Below are 18,919 nucleotides of genomic sequence, written 5' to 3'. Positions count from 1 at the left end.
CCCATCGGGTCCCGATACCTCCTGCGCGGTTTGCCGACGGGACCTAATTGTTGAGCAGCAGCAGCTCCGTAGCCGCGGGCAAGACAAAGGATGGCGCGGTGACCGGAGCCCCGACGCCGATCACCCAGTAGCCGACGTTCGTCGTTCCGTCCGGGGCCAACACCGTATTGACCAATGGCCCCGAGCCGAACCGGTCGCTGTACGGTACCCCGTACACGGTGTTGTTCGAGGTGGTCCAGATCACGTTGGCGTAGCGGTTGTAGTTGCTGGGGTCGGTTTGGATCTGGGAAAACCCCACCAGGGGGTCGAGTTGCCACCAATCCGCGCTCGGCAGGCTGCCGATGGCCGTGGTCGTGGCCTGGAACGTCACTTGGTAGGTGCTGCCATAGTAGCCGCCGAGTAACCCCGTGGTCAGTTCGCCGATGGCCATGTTGAGGGTGGTCAGGTAGGCGCTGAGGTCCTGGAGGGAGGCGTTGGTGCCCGGGTTTTCGGGCAGGCTCGGGTTGCCCAGCGTATTGATGCAGAAGGTCTGGAAGTTCTCCCAGTCCGGCCCGAGGGTTATGGCCTTGTTGTTGAGCACCCATTTGGACGCGTTGTCGGGGTCGGGCACCGGGCTCCCGGATTGGCCATAGATGACGGCATTATAATCGCTTACGCCGTTGGTGCCTGTCGTCGGGGACACGGTGATGCTGGCATTGGTCCAGGCGCCGCCGGCAGGAAGGGCGGGGTTGGGGCTTACGACCGTGCCGGGATTGATCACCGAAGCCGTCAGTTTGCCCGTGGCCGTGATCGTGCCGTCGCTGGCGGTGGTGGCCTGCATGTCGATGCCGAAGGTGTAGGTCTGGGTCGACGCCCAGGTGGCGTTGCCGGCGCCGAAGGAGTTGGAACGCTGCAACGTGGTGGTGGTGCCGACCAGCCACTGGGCGTACGGGACGAACGAAGGCCAGGGGTTGGGCATCTGGGCATTGCCGGGGTCGAAGATCGACGGGCCGATGTAGCGGAGCAACTTCCCGTTCCCGTCCGTCTTGACGGCAGCGCCCGTCGCCCCGGCATTGACCAGGAGGACCGCGATCTGGTTTGCGGTTTTGCTGCCGTAGCCGGTGCTTTGCAACACGGGCTCGGAGGGGTTCGTCAGGGGGTTGTTCTGGTAGCTCTGGATGCTCAGCGGGGCGGTGAAGGCGTCGATGTTGGTGAGGTTGCCCTGGTCGCCGCTGCCGCCGTTCATGGTCAATTCGAACTGCTGGTAGCGCTGGAGCGTCGTGAATACGGAGGGGGCCGTGGTGAGGTAGCCGCTGCCCGCGCTCGGGTCGTCGTAAAACAGATAGAACACGCAGCTGATGGACTTGGTGATGTTCAAGCCGCCCGACCCGATGGCCGAAAGCTGGACCGGGTTCGACATCAGGTTGGTGACGGTCTGCGGTGGGTTGTCGGTATTCTGGTGGGTGCCGTAGGTGATGGCGGATTGGCCGTTGTTGTAGGTGGCCTGCAAGGCGCTGCTCGTGCCGGCGTTGGGGTCCTGAATCTGGAGCCAGACGTTGTCGGGATATTGGCTGGTGTCGAAAATCACCGTGAGCGAAGCGAACACCCCGCAGGGCATGGCCAGCATGGCCAGGGCCATGACGGCCGCAGCGCCCATTTTGCCAAGGAACCTGTTGTTCCTGAAAAAACTGCCGTTTCGCCGGCTTCTCGATCGTTCGATCATACCGCATCCCCCGTAGGCTTTTTCGGTTTTCCCATGGATAAACCTTATCCGCCGCACCCTGTCAAAGGTCAAGGGCTACTTGGGGTTCGCCTCGAGATACCGGGCTTCCCCGGGCTCGCCGCGGTGCGGCGGCCTGTCCGCCTGCCGGCCGCGGCCAGGCAGCCCGCACAGGCCGCGGGACCCTTATGAGGCGACCGCCTCGAAGGGCAACTCCAGGCAAAACAGGCTGCCCACGCCCGGCGTGCTCTCCGCCGTGATCCGCCCCCCGTGCAGGGCGGCCAGTTCCCGGGCGATGCTGCAACCCAGGCCGGCGCCGCCCAATTCCTTGGTCAAAAAATCTTCGGCAATGACAAAACTGCGGAAGATGCCAGGCAGCTTTTCCGGTTCGATGCCCAGGCCGGTGTCGCGCACGCAAAAGCGCAGCCACCGCTGCAAGGGCATGCGTTGCGTCGGCGTCTTCGCTTCCTTGGGCGGCGTGGCCATGGGGGCCGCCCGCAGGGTCACGCTCCCCTGGTTCGTGAACTTGACGGCATTGCCGAGGAGGTTGACCAGGGCCTGGGCCAACACGCCCTTGTCGCCGACGACCGTGCGCGGCAGCGCCGGATGGAGGTCCAGCCACAGGGCCAGCCCTTTGGCCGACGCCTGGCGGGAAAACAACTCGGTGATGCTGGCCAGCGTCGCCGGCAGGTCGTAGGGCTTGGGCGAGAAGGGCAAAGCCCCGGCGTCCAGCCTGGACAATTCGAGCAGGGCGGTCACGAGGGTCAGGAGCCGGTTGGCGGACGTCCTGAGGTAGGCGGTGAATTCCTGTTGCGGGGCGTCCAGCCCACTGTCGGCCAGCAGCTCGATCATGCCGTGGATGCCGTTGAGGGGCGTGCGCAATTCGTGGCTCATGTTGGCCAGGAACACGGTCTTGGCCTGATTGGCCGCTTCCGCCTCCTCCTTGGCCCGCAACAGGTCGGTGGTGCGTTCGGCCACCATGGCCTCCAGGACCTGCTGCTGCCGGTAGAGCTTCAGGTGCGTCAGGACCCGGGCCGCCACCACCGCGGGCTGGAAGGGCTTGGTGATGTAGTCCACCGCCCCCAGGCGCAACCCCCGTTCCTCGTTCTCGCCGGCGCTCAGCGCCGTCACGAAAAGCACGGGCACATCCCGGCGCGCGGGGTTTTCCTTGATGCGCCGGCAGACCTCGTAGCCGTCGATGTCCGGCATCATGACGTCGAGCAGGATCAGGTCCACGGGCAGGGGGGATGCCAGCAGGTCCAGGGCGTCGCGCCCCCCGGAGGCGATGCTCACGTCGTGCTCGGCGCGCAGCATCTCGTTGAGCATCAAGAGGTTCGAGCGTTCGTCGTCCACCACCAGAATGCGAAACCGAGCGTCAGGCATGCAATGGCTCCTTACGGCCCGGGGATTGCCGGAACCGGGGCAAGGGCGACGCGTTCGAGGTCGCAGTCCGCATAGGCCAGCGCGATCTCCCGGATGCGCTCCGCGTTGCCCAAAAAGACGTCGACGATGGCCGGATCGTAGTGCGTCCCCCGGTTGCGGGCGACGTAGCTTACGGCCTCGGCGTGGGGAACCGGGGGCTTGTACACGCGCTTGCTGATCAGCGCGTCGTAGACGTCCACCACGGCCATGATCCGACCGGCCAGGGGGATGGCCTCGCTTGCCGGGCCCTGGGGATAGCCGCCGCCGTCCCAGCGTTCGTGATGGCTGTAGGCGATGTCGCTGGCCAGGTGCACGAACGAGTCGCCCCCCAGGCGCCGTTCGGCCCGGGCCAGGATGTCGCGGCCGTGGACGGTATGCTGCTTCATGATCTCGAATTCCTCGGGCGTGAGTTTGCCGGGCTTGAGCAGGATGTGGTCCGGGATGGCCACCTTGCCCACATCGTGCAAGGGATGGATCTGTAGAGGACCTCGATGGAGGTGGTGCGGAAGGAGTCCGCGTGCCGGGGCTGCTGGGACATGCCCCTGGCCAGCAGGCGCGCCACGCGCTGGGTGCGCCGGAAATGGCCGGGCAGTTCGTTGTCCCGCGACTCGGCCAGGGCGGTGAACAGTTCCCGGGGGGCGATGGGCTTGCCCACGTGGTCGTTCATGCCGGCGGCCAGGCTTCGCCGCTGGCGGCCAGGCGTTCGTAATAGGGCATGACTTGCGCGAAAAGCTCCCTGATCTCCGGGGAATTTTCCCGAGACGGCAGCCCCAGCCGGGCATCGCCCCGTTGCAGCCCGGCCTCGGCCGTTGTCCATTCCGACAGGGCCTGGCGCAACTCCGTGACCGTGGGGGCCTGGCCGTCCGTGTCCCCGGCCAGGCCCATGGCCAGGACGCATTTGGTCAGCCGCTGGTTCAGCACCCGCTGGCGGCCGGACAGGTTGACGACCCGGGAATCGCTTTTCTCCTGGCGGATGGCGTGCTGCATGAGCAGGGAAGAGGCGAGCAGGGTCAGGGCGACAAAAGCCAGGGCCAGGGCGTAAATCCATTTGAGCCGCCGGATGTTGCTTTCAGTGATGGCGCGCATCGCCCCTCCCGGAGCACGCACCGGTTTCGGTTGGGCACAAGACGCGCCAAGCCGCGCGCCATCCGGCCAGAGCCAGTCGCGGCCGTCTAGCGGGCATCGGTTTCCTCCTTGGCGGCCAGCCGGCCGAGCAGGGCGCCGCAAGCCTCCCGTGCGGATTTGAAATGGAATGTGCGCAGGGCGTTGGCCAGGGCATCGGCCAGGCCCGCATCGATCTGGCGGGCGCCGGGGCTGAGGCTCGCGAAGACGTCCAGGGCCCGGGTGTCGTTGTGGGCCAACAGGACCTGCAGTTCCTGCACCAGGGGGAGGAGTTTGGCTGGCGGGATCGGGTCGGCGCTGCCGCCGGCGGCGGCCCCCCCGGTGTCCGCATGCAGGTAGGCGTCGATGCGTTCCTGGGTCGCCGCCAGTTCCCGGCCGAGCTGTGCGACCAGGCGTTCGCACCGCTGCGGCCTGGTCGTGATGCAGGCCTCGACCTCGGCTGCCACGGTGTACAGGGCCATGGCCCCGATATTGCCGGCCACGCCCTTGAGGGTGTGGGCCTGCCGCCGCGCCCCGGTCAGGTCGCCCTCGGCGAGGCGCTCGGTGATCGAGGCCACGATGTCGCCGAATTTTTCGGGGAACTCCGCCAAGAGCTTCCGGTACAGCGGCTCATTGCCCCGCAGCCGCGACAGCCCCAGGCGCACGTCGAGAAGGGGTTTTTCGGTCGTATCGGCCAAGCCGGTTTCCGCCGCCGGCTTTTCCCGCCCGGGGGACTCCGCCGCCGGCGGTTCGCGCCCGGGGGGACCCGCAGCCGGCTCTTCCCGCCCGGTGGCCTCCGCCGTCGGCCGTTGCCGCCCGGGGGCGTCCGCGCCGCCGTCCGGGAGCAGCCAGCGGGCCAGGGTGGTGTAGAGCTCCTTGGGGTCGATGGGTTTGCCGACGTGGTCGTTCATGCCCGCCTCCAGGCTTTTGCGGCGGTCCTGGTCCGTGGCGTGGGCGGTCATGGCGATGATGGGCAGGGAGGCGTACCGGGCATCGGCGCGGATGCGGCGGGAGGCTTCCATGCCGTCCATCACGGGCATCTGGATGTCCATGAGCACCACCGCATAGGAGGCGGCCTCGAGCATGGCCAGCGCCTTTGCGCCGTCCGGGGCGATATCCACCACCAGCCCGGCCCCTTCGAGCAGCTCCCGGGCCACCTGCTGGTTGATCTCGTTGTCCTCGGCCAGCAGGATCCGGCTGCCGCGAACCGGCGCCAGCCGTTCGATGCCGTCCTCGGACGCGTCCGTCCGGCGGGGGCGGCAGGCCTCCTTGCCGGTCGAAAGCCCGATGGCGGCGGCGATGGTGTTAAAGAGCACCGAGCGGCCCACGGGTTTGAGCAGGAAGCCGTCCACGCCGATGTTCTCGGCTTCGCGCCGGACTTCCTCGCGGCCGAAGGCCGTGACCATGATGACGACCGGCCGGCGTTCCAGGTCCATGGCCTGGATGTGCTTGGCACAGGTGGTTCCGTCCATGCCGGGCATTTTCCAGTCGAGGAGCACCACCCGGATGGCGCTGTCCATGCGGTGCAGCACTTCGAGCGCTTTTTCGCCGCTTTCCGCCGTGGTCACGGTAAAGCGCATGGACAGCAGGTCGTCGCTTAAGATCTGGCGCGAGGTGGCGTTGTCGTCCACCACCAGCACGCCCATGCCGGCCATGGCCTCGGCATTCTCCCGGCAGTACGTCTGGGTCGCCGGGGCGAGCGGCAGCTCGAGGGTAAAGGAGAACTCGCTGCCAAGCCCCGGCGCGCTTTCCACGTCGAGGCTGCCGCCCATGAGCTCCACCAGTCGCCGGCTGATGCTCAACCCCAGCCCCGTGCCGCCGAAGCGCCGGGAAATCGAGCCGTCGGCCTGGGAAAAGGGGCTGAAGAGGTTGTTGCGCTGGTCAGGGGACATGCCGATGCCCGTGTCGCGCACGGCAAAGCGCAATTGCGCGCCCCGGGCGGTGGCCCCCACGAGGCGCACCTCGAGGATCACCTCGCCCGCCTCGGTGAACTTCACGGCGTTGCCGACCAGGTTGAGCAGCACCTGGCCCAGGCGCAACGGGTCGCCCAGGACGCCGGAAGGCACGTCGTTGCCCACCGACAGCAGGAATTCCAACTGCTTTTCCGCGGCCCCCGTACCCATGATGTCCACCACGTTGCCAAGGACCGTGTCCAGCTCGAAGGGGATGTGCTCGATGACGAACCGGCCGGCCTCGATCTTGGAATAATCGAGGATGTCGTTGATGACGCTGAGCAGGGTGTCGGCGGAGGCCCTGATCTTGTTGAGGTAGTCCTCCTGCCTCGGGGTCAGGTCCGTTTTGAGCGCCAAATGGCTCATGCCGATGACGGCGTTGAGCGGGGTGCGGATCTCGTGGCTCATGCGGGCCAGGAATTCGCTTTTGGCCTGGTTGGCCTGCTCGGCCTCGTGCTTGGCGGCGTCGAGTTGCCGCTGGGCGTTCTTGCGTTCGGTGATGTCCCGGGCCACGCCCCTGCGGCCGAAGCACAGCCCTGCGGGGTCATGCATGGGCACGCAACTGATCTCGAGTTCCTTGCCGCCGTCCCCGGCCTCGGGGCATAAGGTCTCCCAGGTTTTGATGGCCCCGTCGCAGCCGTCGCCGTCCGGCGGCACGAACTGGCGGAGCACCGTGCCGAGGACCTGCTCCGGGGGCCGTCCGAGCAGGCTGGCCGTGCGCGGGCTGGCGTAGGTGAACACGCCGGCCGTGTCCGTTTCCCAGATCAGGTCCGGCGACGTCTCGACCAGGCCGCGAAACCGGGCCTCGCTTTCGCCGATGGCCCGGGCGGCCGCGCGGCGTTCGCGCTGGCGGCTGGCATCCAGGTACGCTCCGAAGGCGGCCAGCAGCAACACCAGGCCCGCACCGGCCAGGTACAGGGGCCACTCCTTCCAGCGCACCTCGGTCAGGTAGGCGTTGGAGGTCCGCGACACGACGACCCAGGTCTGCCGGAATCGCGGCGGGACCGTGCCCCGGCGGATGTCGGAGCCCGGCAGCCTGTCCGGGGTCAGGAGGATGGTGGCGAAGGTGTACAAGCCGTCCTCCCCCATGACCTGGCCCGAGGGGGAGGCGTTGATGGCCCGCCAAAGGTCGGGGTGGCTGGCGGCGAAGGTCTGCCCGGCCCGGTCGGGAAACATGAAGGCCCAATCGGCATCGCCGCCGCCGTGCAGCCAATAGCCCTCCTGGTTGAGCACCATGACGCTCTGGCCGGCAAACTCCAGCCGGTTGTTGAGCTTTTTGAGGAGCACGTCGCCCAGGTAGTTGAGGACCAAAACGCCTTCCATCTGGCCCGCGGCATTGCGCAACGGCGCCGCGATGCGCAACATGGGCTTGTGGGGCTCTTCCAGTTTTCCGAACTCGACGTTGAGGTCCAGGGGGGAAGTATAGATTTCACCGGGCGGCAGGTTTATGGAATGTTTGAAGTAGTATCGGTCACCCTTCATTTGCAGTTCGTTGCCCGGCACGGCCCAGGATCGCCCGTTCAAGGCGTTGATGCGCAAAATCTCCTGTCCTGTCTTGTCGAGCAATCGTAGTTGATCATACTGTTGATTATTCTGGCTGAATAATAGATAGGATTCCTTGACTTCGTTGAGCGTTTCCACATTGCTATTTTCCAGGAAGTGAGTCATCGTCCGACGGTTTATCAATCCATCGAGATCGTCGAATAGCATCGCCAGGTCATAGGAAAGTATGCTTGCTACATAGTCGAGTTTTATACTTTCCGTGTTTCGAAAAAGTTTCTCCCTGTTGCTGGCATCCAGATATGCAATGAACGTCATTATTCCGACCAGTAGGATCGCTATCGGAATAAACCGTATCAAGAAAGGCTTTGCGATGTCGTCGGTCGTTTTTCTCATTTCGATAACGCCCTCATTCCGCTTTCCAGCACCTTCCTTACCCCCTCTCCCGCACCTCGGAAGGATTGGGGGTTCTCTCTCATAGGACATTCGTACGGCTTTCTCAATACGCCCGGGAAAAATCCGGTCAGCGGCAGGACCTGCCCGCTTTCGGGTGGCATTGCCGATTCTGTGAAAAAAACTTATAATAATAGCAGGATGGCCAGCATTCAGGGGCGCGGGGCCTGCCCGGGGCGGTCGGTCCGAGGCCGCGCCGCCTGGGTGGCTTCCGGCCCGGGAAGGCGGCCAAGACAGGCTCGGTTGGTTTGAAGAATAAATATTTTATTTTCTTTACAGACTGCTGACTATTTTTGGCTTATGGGAATGGTTTAGGCGTTTTCTTTTTTTTGCATCAATACCCCTTGCTCGCTCCCGGTGATGCCAGGCAATGGAGAAGGGCCCAGGCGGCTGGACGGGCTGGCGGCATCGGGCGTTCCCGTGCGCCGCCAGACGCCTTGTCTCGAGACTTGAGGCCATGGTAACGACGTAACCGTAGCCAGCCGCCGATGGGTGGGGCTGGTCCGCTTGGGGATTGCCGCCGCGTAACAAGTACAGCCTCGGGGGGTGCCGTATGACCCAGTCGTTTCGCAACCGGGCAACGCTTTTCCTGCGGGCGCGCCATGTTGCCAAGGCCGTTGCGCTCCTGGTCCTTCTTGTCTGGGCCGTTTCCCTGGCCGGGCCGGCCGCGGCCGGCTCGGCCGCCCGGACGGCGGCGAAACCAGCCGCCCCCCCTGCCTGGGCGTTCGACCTCATCGGGTTCAAGGGCGTGCTGTATCCGTCGTTCCTGGTGGCCATCTCCAAAATATGGCTGGATATACAGCATAACAGCGACGAGTTGGGGAACCGCAGCGGCCTTGTGAGCGTCAACGTGGTCGCACCGCGCGCCGGCGCCAAGGCCATCGTGGAAATGACCACCACCTCCCCCCTGATCCGTTCCGGCCGGGCGGAAGTGACCTTGCCGCGCAAAGGCAAATTATATCACATCTTTCCGTTTCTTTCCATCGCCGATGCCATCGTCCTGGTGAAAAAGCCCGTCACGGCGGACGTGACGGCCAAGCTATGGCTGGACGGTGTCCCCCAGGGTGAACGCACAACCCAAGTCACCATCGCTTCGGCCAACGATTGCGTGCGCTGGTTTGTGGACGACGGCGTGCTGTACAATACGGACTGGATGTTCGCCGCCTACGTCAACGAGGACGACCCGGCCGTGGACCAGATATTGCGGGAAGCCCTGGCCACCGGGGAGGTGGCGGCCTTCACCGGCTACAAGGCCGACGACGACGGCGTGCGCAAACAGGTCAAAGCCATCTGGCAGGCCTTGCGCCAGCGCGGCATCCGTTATTCGCACCTGCCCACGCCGTCGGTGAAACCCGACGATGTCTGGGTGCAAAACGTGCGCTTGATCAGCGAGGCCCTGGCAGGGCGGCAGGCCAACTGCGTGGAGGGCAGCTGCCTGTTCGCTTCGGTGTTTTTCAAGCTCGGCCTGGAAACGACGCTGATCCTGTTTCCCGACCACATGCTCGTCGGCGTCGCCCTCGATCCCGCGGGCGAGCGGCAATTGTACCTCGAAACCACGATGATCGGGGATTCCTCCTTCGAGGATGCGGTCGCAACCGGCGAGGCGGAGGTGGCGGCGGTTTTGGAAAAGGCCCGCCAGGCCGAGGCGCGGCAACAAGACGGTCAAGGCGATGCCCCGGATGACGCGGGGTATGCGCTGTTCGTCTCCGTCAACGCGGCGCGCAAGGCCGGTGTCGTGCCGATACCGGACAGCAACGCGGCCCGCCAACATTTTTTCCAGACCAGATAGCCGCCGCGCGCCCCGCCGGGGCTGCTTTACGGGCGACAACCGCCTCCTGCCGGGACGGCCGCGCCAGGGCCTGCGCCAGGCCTCGGGGTGGATGGCGGATGCCGGCGCGGTAGGGGCGACAGGCGCCCCAACTGCCGGCTGGTGGGCGCCGCCCGGGGGCGTTCGCGGTTATTGCCCCGGCGCGGCCGGCGCGGCGGCGGCGAAGGGGCCGGCCGGCACGGTCCGGTCAGGGCGGTAGGGCGTTAATGCCACCGACTTGGGGCGGGCCGGCTGGGGCGGTGTTGCCTGCCCGAGGCCACGAGGGGGGCGCGTGGGCGCCGGGGCCGCCTTGTCCGGCCCCGGTATGGTCAGGACGTCGCCCGGGCGCAGCCGGGTCAGGGCCTGCTTGTTGGCGGCCACCAAGGCCTTGGCGTCGAGGCCCAGGCGCTGGCAGATCGAATAGAGGGTTTCCCCGGGCCGCACGGTGTAGGTGCCGCCGGGAAGGGGCGTGGCAGCCATGGCCTCGGGCGCCGTCGCGACGGCCGTGGCCCCGGGGGGGGCGTCTCGGCCGGGGATGCCGAAAGGGCGGGTCCAGGCGGTTGCCGTGGGCCGCCAGGCCGCCCATTCCGACGCGCCACCCGAGCCGGCCTCGTATTTGCCGGCAATGGCGGTCGCGGTCGCCACGGGCTCGCTGCGCCGCGCCGGCTTGGCCGCGGCCAGGTCGGCGGGGCAGGAGGCGCGTTCGCCGATCAGGCCGCCTGCGTCGAGGCGCGTGGCATGGTGGGCCACGCGCAGGGGTTGGCCGGCGTCCAGGGCCTCGGGCAGGGCGGCGTTGAGCCGGCGCAGGGCGGCCACCGGCATGCCGGCGCGCCGGGCGACGGCCTCCCAGGTCTCGCCGGCCCGGGCCGCGACGGTTTGCTGGCTTTGGCCCTCCGGGCCTGGCGGGGCGAGGAGGAAGGCCTGGGCCAGGGACGCCTGGGAGGCCGGCACGGCCACGGTGGAGGCGGCATCGGGCGGGCTTACCTGGCGGCGAAAGGCCGGGTTGAGCGCCTGGAACTGTTCCCAGCCCAGGCCGCAGGCCCGGGACAGGGCGAGCAGGTCCGTGCCCCCGGGCACCTGGAGCGTGGCCAGCGCCGGCCCGGTCGGCCGGTCGGCCCGGCCGAAGCCCAGGGTGTCCAGGTTCTGGAAGATCTTGAGCATGGCCAGGAAGCGGGGCACGTAGCGGCGCGTTTCCTCCTTGAGCAGTGTCGGGTCCTTGGCGAGGTCGAAGAAGTCGCATTGGCCGCTGGCGGCCATGGCCCGGGAAACCTTGCCCTCGCCGGCGTTGTAGGCGGCCAGGGCCAGGTTCCAGTCGCCGAACAGCTGGTGGAGCTTGGCGAGGTACTTGGCCGCGGCCACGGTGGATTTGACCGGGTCGCGGCGTTCGTCCAGCCACCAATCCACGGTCAGCCCGAAACGGCGGGCGGTCTCCGGCATGAACTGCCACATGCCGCCCGCGCCCACGGGCGAATAGGCCATGGGGCTGTAGCCGGATTCGATGAAGGGCACCACGACCAGGTCCGGCGGCAGGTTGTAGCTGGCCAGCACCGCCTGGACCAGGCGCAGGTGGGGCGCGGCCCGGCGCAGCCAGGTTTCCATGGTGGGGCGCTTGTCCAGGGAGAAATACTGCAACAGGACCCGGGTTTCCTCGGACTCGTCCTTTTCCAGCCGAAACGGGATGGTCCCCTGGGTGGCCAGGGCTTTTTTCTCCGGCTCGGTGACGGGGCGGTCGCGTTTGGCCTTCTCCAGGACGCGGCTGCTCCAGACCAGGGGCTCGCCGTCGGCCTGCGGCTCGGCCGTGGCCGTGCCGTGCCCGACGCACCCGGCCTGGGCGAGCAGCAGGAGCGGGATCACGAGGAGGTGCCAACGGGCCATGCGCCATCTCCGTACTTAAGGGCGAAACGTCGCCCCGGGGACGCGCGGCCGAAAGCGCTGCCTGCGGCCGCCTGATTGTCTCACAAAATGAACGTGCCCTGCGCCGGGGGCGGGCGACGCCAGCCGGCCGGGGAAAACGGTGTCGTTGCGGTCGGTTCGCTGTGGTCGCCGCAACAGGGCGCGCCGGCCTTGGCCCCTGGGTGTTTGAAAAGGGCAACCACGCCGCGCGCCGGGGCGTCGGCCTCGGGGCGATTTCCGTAATTTTGCCAGAATCATGCCAGCAAAAGGACGCCTGGCGCCAGGCTGCAAGGCCGGCAACGGGCGCGTGGTGTGCCCGTTGCCGGTCTTTGGTCACGGCGGTGGAAGCGGTGGCGAAGGTGGTAGGACGCGAAACTAGTGCATGGCGTCGAGGTTGGGCTGGCCGTCGGGGTTGAGGGTCATGCCCACCGTGAAGGAGTCCTGGCCGCTGGTGGTGACCGGGACCACGTAGGCCTTGGGGGTGAGCAGGCTGCCGGTGATGCGGAGTTTGCCGGGGGTGGTCTCGGTGGTCAGGGTCTGGAAGACCTGGTTGGGCGGCACGATGATGGGCTGGGTGTAGTCGGCGAAGTCGCCGTCGAGTTCCAGGGTCAGGCGGGGCGGCGTGGTGAAGGTGAAAAGCGCGATGCGCGAAACGGGCGCCGAGGTGGCGACCCGGATGGTGGCGCCGTCGGTGGTGGGGCGCACGGTCAGGTCCGTCAGCCGGAGGGGGCCCGGCGCCGGGGGCTTGCGGGCCGGGCGCGTGGTCCGCTTGCGGGCCGGGGCCTGGGTTGGGGATTGCACCAGCTGGCCGGGGACGAGCACGCCGCCGGGCCCGGGCAGGTCCTTGGCTTCCAGGTCCGTGACCACGGCATTGAGGGACGTTACCGGAGCCAGGATGGAGCGGCGGTTGGCCTGGGCCAGGCTGGCCTCGTCGCCCGGGGCGGTCGAGGTGGCCTGCGCCGGTTGGGTCGAAGCGCCCGACGTCGCCTGCGCGGGTTGGCCCGAATCGGCCGGCGGGGCGGCTTGCGGCCGGAAGGGCTGCATGAACCACAGCGGATGGGAGCGGTCGATGCGCCTGGCCGCGCCCGGCGTCAAATTGAGCTGCCCCAGGAGGAAGGCGGCCAGAAGCAGGGCCAGTACCCCTTCGATGCCGACGATGGATTTCTTAATCATGGCCTCCTCCGTTGCCAGCCGGCGGCGGCGCGGCCTTGTTGAGTTCCCGTTCCTTGAGAGCGGCTTTCTGGGCCTTGTTTTCCCGGATGATCGACAGGTCGCGCACGAGCACGTCGTAGAGGCGTTCGTTTTGCCGCAGCACGACCTTGACCGCAGTGATGGCGTCGCCCATGGTGCGCTCGTTGCGAACAAACTCCCCGTTGAAAAAGAACCGGACCAGGTCCTTTTCCTTTATCACCTTGTACTCGTTGAAGTCGAGGGCGTTGTTCCAGGGCCGGTAGTCCGTGGACACGGTCCAGTTCATGGCCTCGCCGCCCATGCGGTTGATGAAGTAGCGGCTGTTCCAGACGAACTTGTCGTTGCGGCTGAGGTTTACGGTATAGATTTCCTTGATGCCGTTTTTGTAGCTGATGGTGAACAGGAAGAAGCTGTCGGTGCGGTTATTGCGTTCGCTTAAGACGAAGGCGTTTTTGATCAGGATGTCCACGGAGTAGTCGGTGGCGGCATCGACCGGGAACAGGACGTCCGAGCCCTGGGGCGAGGTCGAGGCCACGTACTTGCCTTCCTCGTCGTCGAGCACGACCAGGTTCTGGTTGAACGTGCCGACGGGCATGCCGCTGGACAGCCGGCTGACGTCGATGCGGGTCAGGCCGTCCTTGTGGCTGATGGTGGCCGGGGGCAGGGGCTGGCCCAGGGCCTCGGCGGTGTAGAACTGGCCGGGATGGGGCGAGCCGGGTTCGGGGGTGTCGGGCAGCCGGGTCAGGGTCACGTCCGAGACGAGGGTGCGGGCGTTGACCAGGTCGGCCGTGAATTCCGTCAGGGCCAGGGACGGGTCCAGGGGCGAGGTGCAGATGAGCTGGCCGTCGTATTCGAAACGCAGGCCGGCCGCCTCCTTCTTGACGACCAGGTCGGACACGGCCCCGGGCAGGTCTTCCCGCCAGCGCACGGGCTTTTTCGAGCACAGCATGTCCGGGGCCAGCGACGGCCCGGCCAGGGAAAAGCGGGCCATGGGCGGTTCGGCCTCGGCCTGGGTGATGGTGACCGCCAGGCGGCGCTGGGCCGTGGGGCCCAGGGTGAAGGTCATCAGCCGCGCCGTGACCGTGCCACCCTCGTGGATGGGGAAATTGTAGGCGATCTTGGTGTTGATCTCGAAGGTCTTGAAATCCATGCCCGGAAAATGGGCCACCGAGTCCTCGACGCCGTTGAGCCCCAGGCACTTGTGGCCGTCCTCGGCAGGCACCACGGCCAGGCTGGGGCCGAACTGGTCCAGGGGCACGCCGATGTCGAGGTGCTGGATGTTGAGCCCGAAGCTGTTGGCGTCCTTTTTGACCGGCGAATCCGGGTCTGCGGCCCCCATGGCCTCGGTGGCCGGGGCGGCCGGGGCGGGGTGGGCGACGGTGGCGGCCGAGGCGCTCGAAGCGGCTGCGACCACGGCGCCTGGCTGTGCAGTGGTGGCGGCCGGAGTGGACGAGGCGGTCGGAGTGGCTGCGGGGACCGGAGCAGCTGCAGCGGCCGAAGCGGCTGGGGCGGTCGGAGTGGTTGCGGCGACCGTGGCGGCTGCGGCCACGGCGCCCGGCTGTGCAGGGGTGGCGGCCGGGCTGGCTGCGACCACGGCGCCGGGCTGCGCGGGCGTGGCGGCCGGCGACGTGGCGGTGGAGGCGGTGGCCGGGGGCGGCGTGGCGGTGGACGGCGTGATGGCCGCCGGCGCGACGGGCTTGGCCGCCTGGAACGGCTTGGGTGTCGGCCCGGTTGCGGCCTTGGTCGCGGGGGGCATGGGAATGAATACGCCTTCGCTGGCGTCGGCCCGGGCCTGGGCCGTGTAGCTTCCCGGGGCGCGGGTGGCGCGCGGCGCGGGTTGCTGGGGAAAGGCGCTTTGGGCCTGGGCCATGACACTGGCCGTGGCCGACGGCGTCCGTTCGGCCGCGTCGAGCTTGGCCCGGGCCGAGGGACTGGCCGGCGGGGCGGAGGGCGACGTGGGGGCGGTCGTTGCCGCGGCGGCCGGCGCCGCTTCGGCCGTCGGGCCTGGGGCCGGGGCGGTCGGCACCAGGGTTTCCTGGTTCGCGTCCGGTTTCGTGCCGGCGCAGCCTCCAAGAAGCAGCGTGGCGGCCGTGACACACGACAGAAGCGCACGGGCCGCCTGCCGCCCGAGGAGGCGGGGCGTGGGGGCTGGCTGGCGCGGGCGGTTGGAAAAATCCGTCATTGCTGCAAACCGAAACCGTGTGTCACAATGGGGGCGAAACCGGGGCGGCCGGTTGCACCCGCTGGAAACGTCCGTCGCCATCTGGTTTAAAAAATATAAAAACCATGAAGGAAATCCATATGGTTGTCAATGAAGCCGACTATGTGGCCCAGGTGCTCGCCCCCTTCGGCCCCGCCGTCGGCAGCGGCAAGCCCGTGTCCCTGGCCGTTCCCGAGGACCTCGATGCGGCCGTGGCCGAACTGGCCGGCGTCTTTGCCGTGTCGGTGCCCCGGCAGGACTGCCCCGAGGGCACGGTCAGCGTTCCCGTGGCCCGGTTGGCCGATTTCAAGCCGGTCAACATCGCGCGCGCCTGTCCCTGGCTGGCCCGGGTCGGCGCCGCCCGCGGCTATCTGGACGCTGCCGCCAGGGACGGCCAGGCCCCGGACGTCGTGGCCGCCGGATTGCGGACCGCTTTTCCCGATCTGCCCGTCGATTTCACCCTGCCGGCCGCCGCGGCCGCCCCGGCCGGCCCCCCGGGCGAGGCCGCCGGGTCGGCCGCGGCCATCGACGCCATCCTCGGCATGGTGGCCATGCCCGAGGCCGGAGCGCGTCCCGCCCCGGGCGCAGCTGGCCCGGCTGCCTGGAAGGCGGCCCTGGAAGGGCTGACCGGCCGGGTCATGGCCGCCATTTTCGCCGATTCCGCCTTCCGGGCCGCCGAGGCGGCCTGGCGCGGCCTGCGCCTGATCGTGCAGCAGGCCGGCGCGGACAGCCCCCTGCGCCTGCGGCTTTGCCCCGCCGTGGCCGCGACCCTGCCCGAGGCCCTGGAGCGGCTCGTGCGGGAGCCCGAGGCCGCACCACCCAACCTCATCCTGGCCGACGTCGCCCTGGACGCCGCCGCCGCCCGCCTGGACACCTGGGCCGCCCTGGCCGACACGGCGGACCGGCTGCTGACGCCCACGGCCGTTTCCCTGTCGCCGGCCTTTTTCCATCTCGCCGGCTTTGGCGACGTCTCGCGCATCGGCTACCCGGCCCGGGCCCTGGACGACGCCGCCTATGCCAAGTGGCGCAAGCTCGCCGCCGGTCCCGGCGGCGGTTGGCTGGCCGCGCTTTTCGGCCGCTTTGTCCTGCGCGCGCCCTACGGCCCGGGCAATCCGGCCCGGGGCGCGGCCGTGAGCGAACCCGAGGCGTTGTGGGGCTCGCCGGTCTGGGCCTTGGGCGCGGCCGTGGCCAAGTCCCTGGCCCGGTCGGGCTGGCCTCATCGCCTGGGCATCGCCGACGGCGTGGTGCTCGAAAACCTGGATGTGGTCAGCGATACCGGTGGGGCCAGGGCCGTGGAAAGCCTGCTCGCCGACGACCAGTTGCTGGATTTCGCCGCCGCCGGCCTGACCCCCCTGGCCGGCCGGGCCGGCGGGGACAAGGCCTTTTTCCGCCAGGTGGCCTGCGTCGACCGCTCGCCGTTTGGCCCGCGCCTGGTGCTCAACCGCATCCTGTCGTTTTTTTTCCGCAGCCGAAACGACGACGCCTGCCGCGAGGCCCTGGCCGCCTCGGGGCCCGAGGCCCTGGCCGCGCTGCTGACAAAACGCTTGGCGCTCTTTTTCCAGGCCACGGGCCTGGAAGCGCCGGTCGACCTGGCCCTCGCGGCCACGGCCCGGGGCGACGGCGCGCAGCTGGCCATCGGTTTCACCCCGCCGCCGGTGCTCGGGCTGGGGCCGCGCCGGCTGGAATTCGACTTTGCCTGGTAGCCGGCCGCCGGCGCGGCCGGCCTACGTCAGCGAGAGGGTATAGAGGTCGGCCGCCTCGCCCGTGGGCAATTCGCCGAAAACGAGCCCCGAGGGCGCGCCGACCGTGCGCACGAAATACGATTCCGCCGCGGTCAGCGGGTTGGCCAGGCCCCAGGCCAGATAGGCCGTTTCCCCGGCGGCCAGGCGCATGTCCTTGAAGGGGTAGCGCAGCACGGCCCGCTCGGGCAGCTTGCCCTGTGGCCCCACGCCGTGGGCGTCGATGGCCGCGTCGGCCACGCCGAAAAGCGCGCCCTGCCAGGTCGCCTCCGCCGCCGGGCCGACCTCGAACCACAGCCCCAGGCCGGGCAGCGGGTAGAGCTTCAGGCGGTAGCCGGCCTCCTCGGGCTTCCAGGGCAGGTTGGCCAGGGCGGCCAGCTTGGCGCCCAGGGCGGCCTCGGTCACGACCTGGGCGCCCCGCAGGGGCGTGGGCAGGCCGGCCGGGTCGAGGCTGCCGGAAAAGGGGCAGATGACGGTGGGAAAGCCGTGCCCGCGCTGGCCGGCCACGAGCAGGGCCAGCAGGGACAGGCCCCGCCGGACGCTGTCCTTGGCGAAGTCCTCGGCCGCGCCGGTCACGAGCCACACGGCCGTGCCCGGGTCGAGCAGCGACTCGGCCGCGCCGGCCCAGGCCATCTTCCCCAGGTCGTCGATCCAGAAATGGCCGTTGGTGGCCAGGCCGTAGGTATGGACCTTGCCGAACAGGGCGGCGGCCTTTTTCTCGTCCTTGGTCAGCGATGTGATCCAGACGGTTTTTTGCATGGCGTCCTCGCGGCGGCGACGGGTGGCGGCTCAGCCCAGGGCCAGGACCGTGGTCTGGCTCGGGCTGACGCAGTCGCCGGGGCAGTTGGGCATTTTGCTGATGGCGTTTTGGCCGGTGACGCTGGTCAGCCGCTGGGCCGGCGCGCCTTCGACCATGATGGTGATGCAGCCGACCATGTAGCAGGTGCCGCCGGAGATGTCCTCGTCGATGAGCCCCAGTTCGATGCCGGGCTCGTCGCCCACGGACACCAGCCCCTCGGACATCTGGTTGATGACCGGCATGGCGTCGACCAGCACGGTGTAGGCGGCCGGGTCGGTGGTGGCCGTCATGGCCGTGTTGGGATAGGGGATGGGCACCGGCTCGCCGACCGGCGGCAGGGGCGTCTTGCAGACGTCGGGAAAGCCGAAATCCATTCCGGGCCCCAGGGTGAGCATGTACATGGGTGTCCTCCGCGTTCGTGGCCGGTTTATCCCAGATGGACCTGGCCGGCGTCGATCTTGACCACTTCCTCGGCCAGGTGCACGGCGTTTTTGGCCTGCATGGTCAGGGTATCCTCCACCAGGTAGCGGGCGCTGCCGGCCTGGGATTCGTCGTGGCCGGCGACCAGGCGCACGGCCTCGGCCAGGCGCTGGGTCAGCCGGGAGACGATGTGCTCCACGGCCTCGGCCACCAAGGTCAACGCCCCGAGCTTGGCCGTGGCCGCCTGGGCCACGAGCCCGACCCGGCCGAACGCCAGTTCGCCATGGGCGGCGGCCACGTGCAGGCCGTCCCCGGCAACCAGGGCGGCGTCGCCGTCGGCGCTTATGTTCAGGTCGCCGGCCGCGCGCAGCCGCAGGTCGCCGGGATAGGCGATCTCGCCCGGTGTCCCCGGGGCGCGCCGCAGCACGGTGAGCACGTAATGCTCGCCGCCGGGGTCGAGGCTGGCCAGCACCAGGTCGCCGGGGCGCGGGGCGAGCAGGCAGCCGGCCGCCCGGGCGGCATGGGCCGGGCCGTGGGCCGTGTCGAGGACGCAGCTGTCGTTGAGCACGGCCCGGACCCGGGCATGGGCCAGGGCCGGCGCGGCCGGTTGGCGGTGGATGGCGGCATGGGGCATGATGGTCTTCTCCTTGTCGGCCGGGGCCGCTGGTGTGGCGTCCCTTGAAAACAATGCTGCATCGGTGTCGGGCCGCAACACGTCCCTCTCCTGTGTACGGGCGCGGCAG

13 protein-coding genes are annotated in these 18,919 nt (G+C 68.5%); 2 read left to right on the top strand and 11 right to left on the bottom strand.

The window, feature by feature from the left end; all coding sequences use genetic code 11:
• Positions 1–43 precede the first annotated feature (43 nt).
• From ACP59X_RS16350 to ACP59X_RS16330, 5 genes are all read right to left on the bottom strand, one after another.
• Positions 44–1,636, bottom strand: a complete 1,593-nt coding sequence (locus ACP59X_RS16350; RefSeq protein ID WP_428560341.1) for a hypothetical protein — start codon at positions 1,634–1,636, stop codon at positions 44–46.
• A 249-nt stretch (positions 1,637–1,885) separates the two neighbouring features.
• Entirely contained in the window at positions 1,886–3,082 is a 1,197-nt protein-coding gene (locus ACP59X_RS16345) for a hybrid sensor histidine kinase/response regulator (RefSeq protein ID WP_428560339.1), read from the bottom strand.
• 11 nt (positions 3,083–3,093) lie between these two features.
• Positions 3,094–3,579, bottom strand: a complete 486-nt coding sequence (locus tag ACP59X_RS16340; RefSeq protein WP_428569937.1) for an HD-GYP domain-containing protein — start codon at positions 3,577–3,579, stop codon at positions 3,094–3,096.
• A gap of 205 nt (positions 3,580–3,784) precedes the next feature.
• A complete protein-coding gene (locus ACP59X_RS16335) occupies positions 3,785–4,207 on the bottom strand; it encodes a type IV pili methyl-accepting chemotaxis transducer N-terminal domain-containing protein (protein WP_428560337.1) in 423 nt (140 codons plus the stop codon).
• An 86-nt stretch (positions 4,208–4,293) separates the two neighbouring features.
• The gene (locus ACP59X_RS16330) at positions 4,294–7,884 is read right to left on the bottom strand and encodes a response regulator (protein WP_428560335.1); all 3,591 of its coding nucleotides are present in this window, start codon (positions 7,882–7,884) and stop codon (positions 4,294–4,296) included.
• A 796-nt stretch (positions 7,885–8,680) separates the two neighbouring features.
• Between ACP59X_RS16330 and ACP59X_RS16325 the strand changes: the two genes are divergently transcribed.
• Positions 8,681–9,916: a hypothetical protein gene (locus tag ACP59X_RS16325; protein WP_428560332.1), complete on the top strand. Its 1,236-nt coding sequence runs from the start codon at positions 8,681–8,683 to the stop codon at positions 9,914–9,916.
• Positions 9,917–10,084: 168 nt separating this feature from the next.
• Here ACP59X_RS16325 and ACP59X_RS16320 read toward each other — a convergent pair whose 3' ends face one another.
• The 3 genes from ACP59X_RS16320 to ACP59X_RS16310 all read right to left on the bottom strand — a co-directional run bounded on the left by ACP59X_RS16320 (position 10,085) and on the right by ACP59X_RS16310 (position 15,044).
• Positions 10,085–11,809 carry a LysM peptidoglycan-binding domain-containing protein gene (locus ACP59X_RS16320; RefSeq protein ID WP_428560330.1) on the bottom strand — a complete coding sequence of 575 codons (1,725 nt, stop codon included), beginning with the start codon at positions 11,807–11,809 and terminating at the stop codon, positions 10,085–10,087.
• A gap of 393 nt (positions 11,810–12,202) precedes the next feature.
• Entirely contained in the window at positions 12,203–13,000 is a 798-nt protein-coding gene (locus tag ACP59X_RS16315) for a hypothetical protein (protein ID WP_428560327.1), read from the bottom strand.
• Positions 12,993–15,044: a hypothetical protein gene (locus ACP59X_RS16310; RefSeq protein WP_428560324.1), complete on the bottom strand. Its 2,052-nt coding sequence runs from the start codon at positions 15,042–15,044 to the stop codon at positions 12,993–12,995. The genes ACP59X_RS16315 and ACP59X_RS16310 overlap by 8 nt, the downstream gene beginning before the upstream one ends.
• Before the next feature lie 275 nt (positions 15,045–15,319).
• Between ACP59X_RS16310 and ACP59X_RS16305 the strand changes: the two genes are divergently transcribed.
• Positions 15,320–16,921: a type VI secretion system contractile sheath domain-containing protein gene (locus ACP59X_RS16305; RefSeq protein WP_428560321.1), complete on the top strand. Its 1,602-nt coding sequence runs from the start codon at positions 15,320–15,322 to the stop codon at positions 16,919–16,921.
• Between the two features lie 21 nt (positions 16,922–16,942).
• On the opposite strand, the gene ACP59X_RS16300 is transcribed toward ACP59X_RS16305, so the two are convergent.
• The 3 genes from ACP59X_RS16300 to ACP59X_RS16290 are packed head-to-tail and all read right to left on the bottom strand — an operon-like array spanning position 16,943 to position 18,891.
• Positions 16,943–17,716, bottom strand: a complete 774-nt coding sequence (locus ACP59X_RS16300) for a hypothetical protein (protein WP_428560319.1) — start codon at positions 17,714–17,716, stop codon at positions 16,943–16,945.
• 30 nt (positions 17,717–17,746) lie between these two features.
• Positions 17,747–18,157, bottom strand: a complete 411-nt coding sequence (locus tag ACP59X_RS16295; RefSeq protein WP_428560317.1) for a DUF4150 domain-containing protein — start codon at positions 18,155–18,157, stop codon at positions 17,747–17,749.
• Positions 18,158–18,183: 26 nt separating this feature from the next.
• The gene (locus ACP59X_RS16290; protein ID WP_428560315.1) at positions 18,184–18,891 is read right to left on the bottom strand and encodes a DUF3540 domain-containing protein; all 708 of its coding nucleotides are present in this window, start codon (positions 18,889–18,891) and stop codon (positions 18,184–18,186) included.
• Positions 18,892–18,919 lie beyond the last annotated feature (28 nt).

Origin of the sequence: Solidesulfovibrio sp. DCME (genome assembly GCF_049995385.1) — a bacterium.
Classification (GTDB): Bacteria; Desulfobacterota; Desulfovibrionia; order Desulfovibrionales; family Desulfovibrionaceae; genus Solidesulfovibrio.
The sequence above is the reverse complement of the archived record's forward strand: the minus strand, read 5'-3'. Positions and strand labels throughout refer to the sequence as shown.

Coding starts and splice junctions, on each gene's coding strand:
- ACP59X_RS16350 (WP_428560341.1), bottom strand. CDS start 1,636: ATGGGCGCTGCGGCCGTCATGGCCCTGGCCATGCTGGCCATGCCCTGC.
- ACP59X_RS16345 (WP_428560339.1), bottom strand. CDS start 3,082: ATGCCTGACGCTCGGTTTCGCATTCTGGTGGTGGACGACGAACGCTCG.
- ACP59X_RS16335 (WP_428560337.1), bottom strand. CDS start 4,207: ATGCGCGCCATCACTGAAAGCAACATCCGGCGGCTCAAATGGATTTAC.
- ACP59X_RS16330 (WP_428560335.1), bottom strand. CDS start 7,884: ATGCTATTCGACGATCTCGATGGATTGATAAACCGTCGGACGATGACT.
- ACP59X_RS16325 (WP_428560332.1), top strand. CDS start 8,681: ATGACCCAGTCGTTTCGCAACCGGGCAACGCTTTTCCTGCGGGCGCGC.
- ACP59X_RS16320 (WP_428560330.1), bottom strand. CDS start 11,809: ATGGCCCGTTGGCACCTCCTCGTGATCCCGCTCCTGCTGCTCGCCCAG.
- ACP59X_RS16315 (WP_428560327.1), bottom strand. CDS start 13,000: ATGATTAAGAAATCCATCGTCGGCATCGAAGGGGTACTGGCCCTGCTT.
- ACP59X_RS16305 (WP_428560321.1), top strand. CDS start 15,320: ATGGTTGTCAATGAAGCCGACTATGTGGCCCAGGTGCTCGCCCCCTTC.
- ACP59X_RS16300 (WP_428560319.1), bottom strand. CDS start 17,716: ATGCAAAAAACCGTCTGGATCACATCGCTGACCAAGGACGAGAAAAAG.
- ACP59X_RS16295 (WP_428560317.1), bottom strand. CDS start 18,157: ATGTACATGCTCACCCTGGGGCCCGGAATGGATTTCGGCTTTCCCGAC.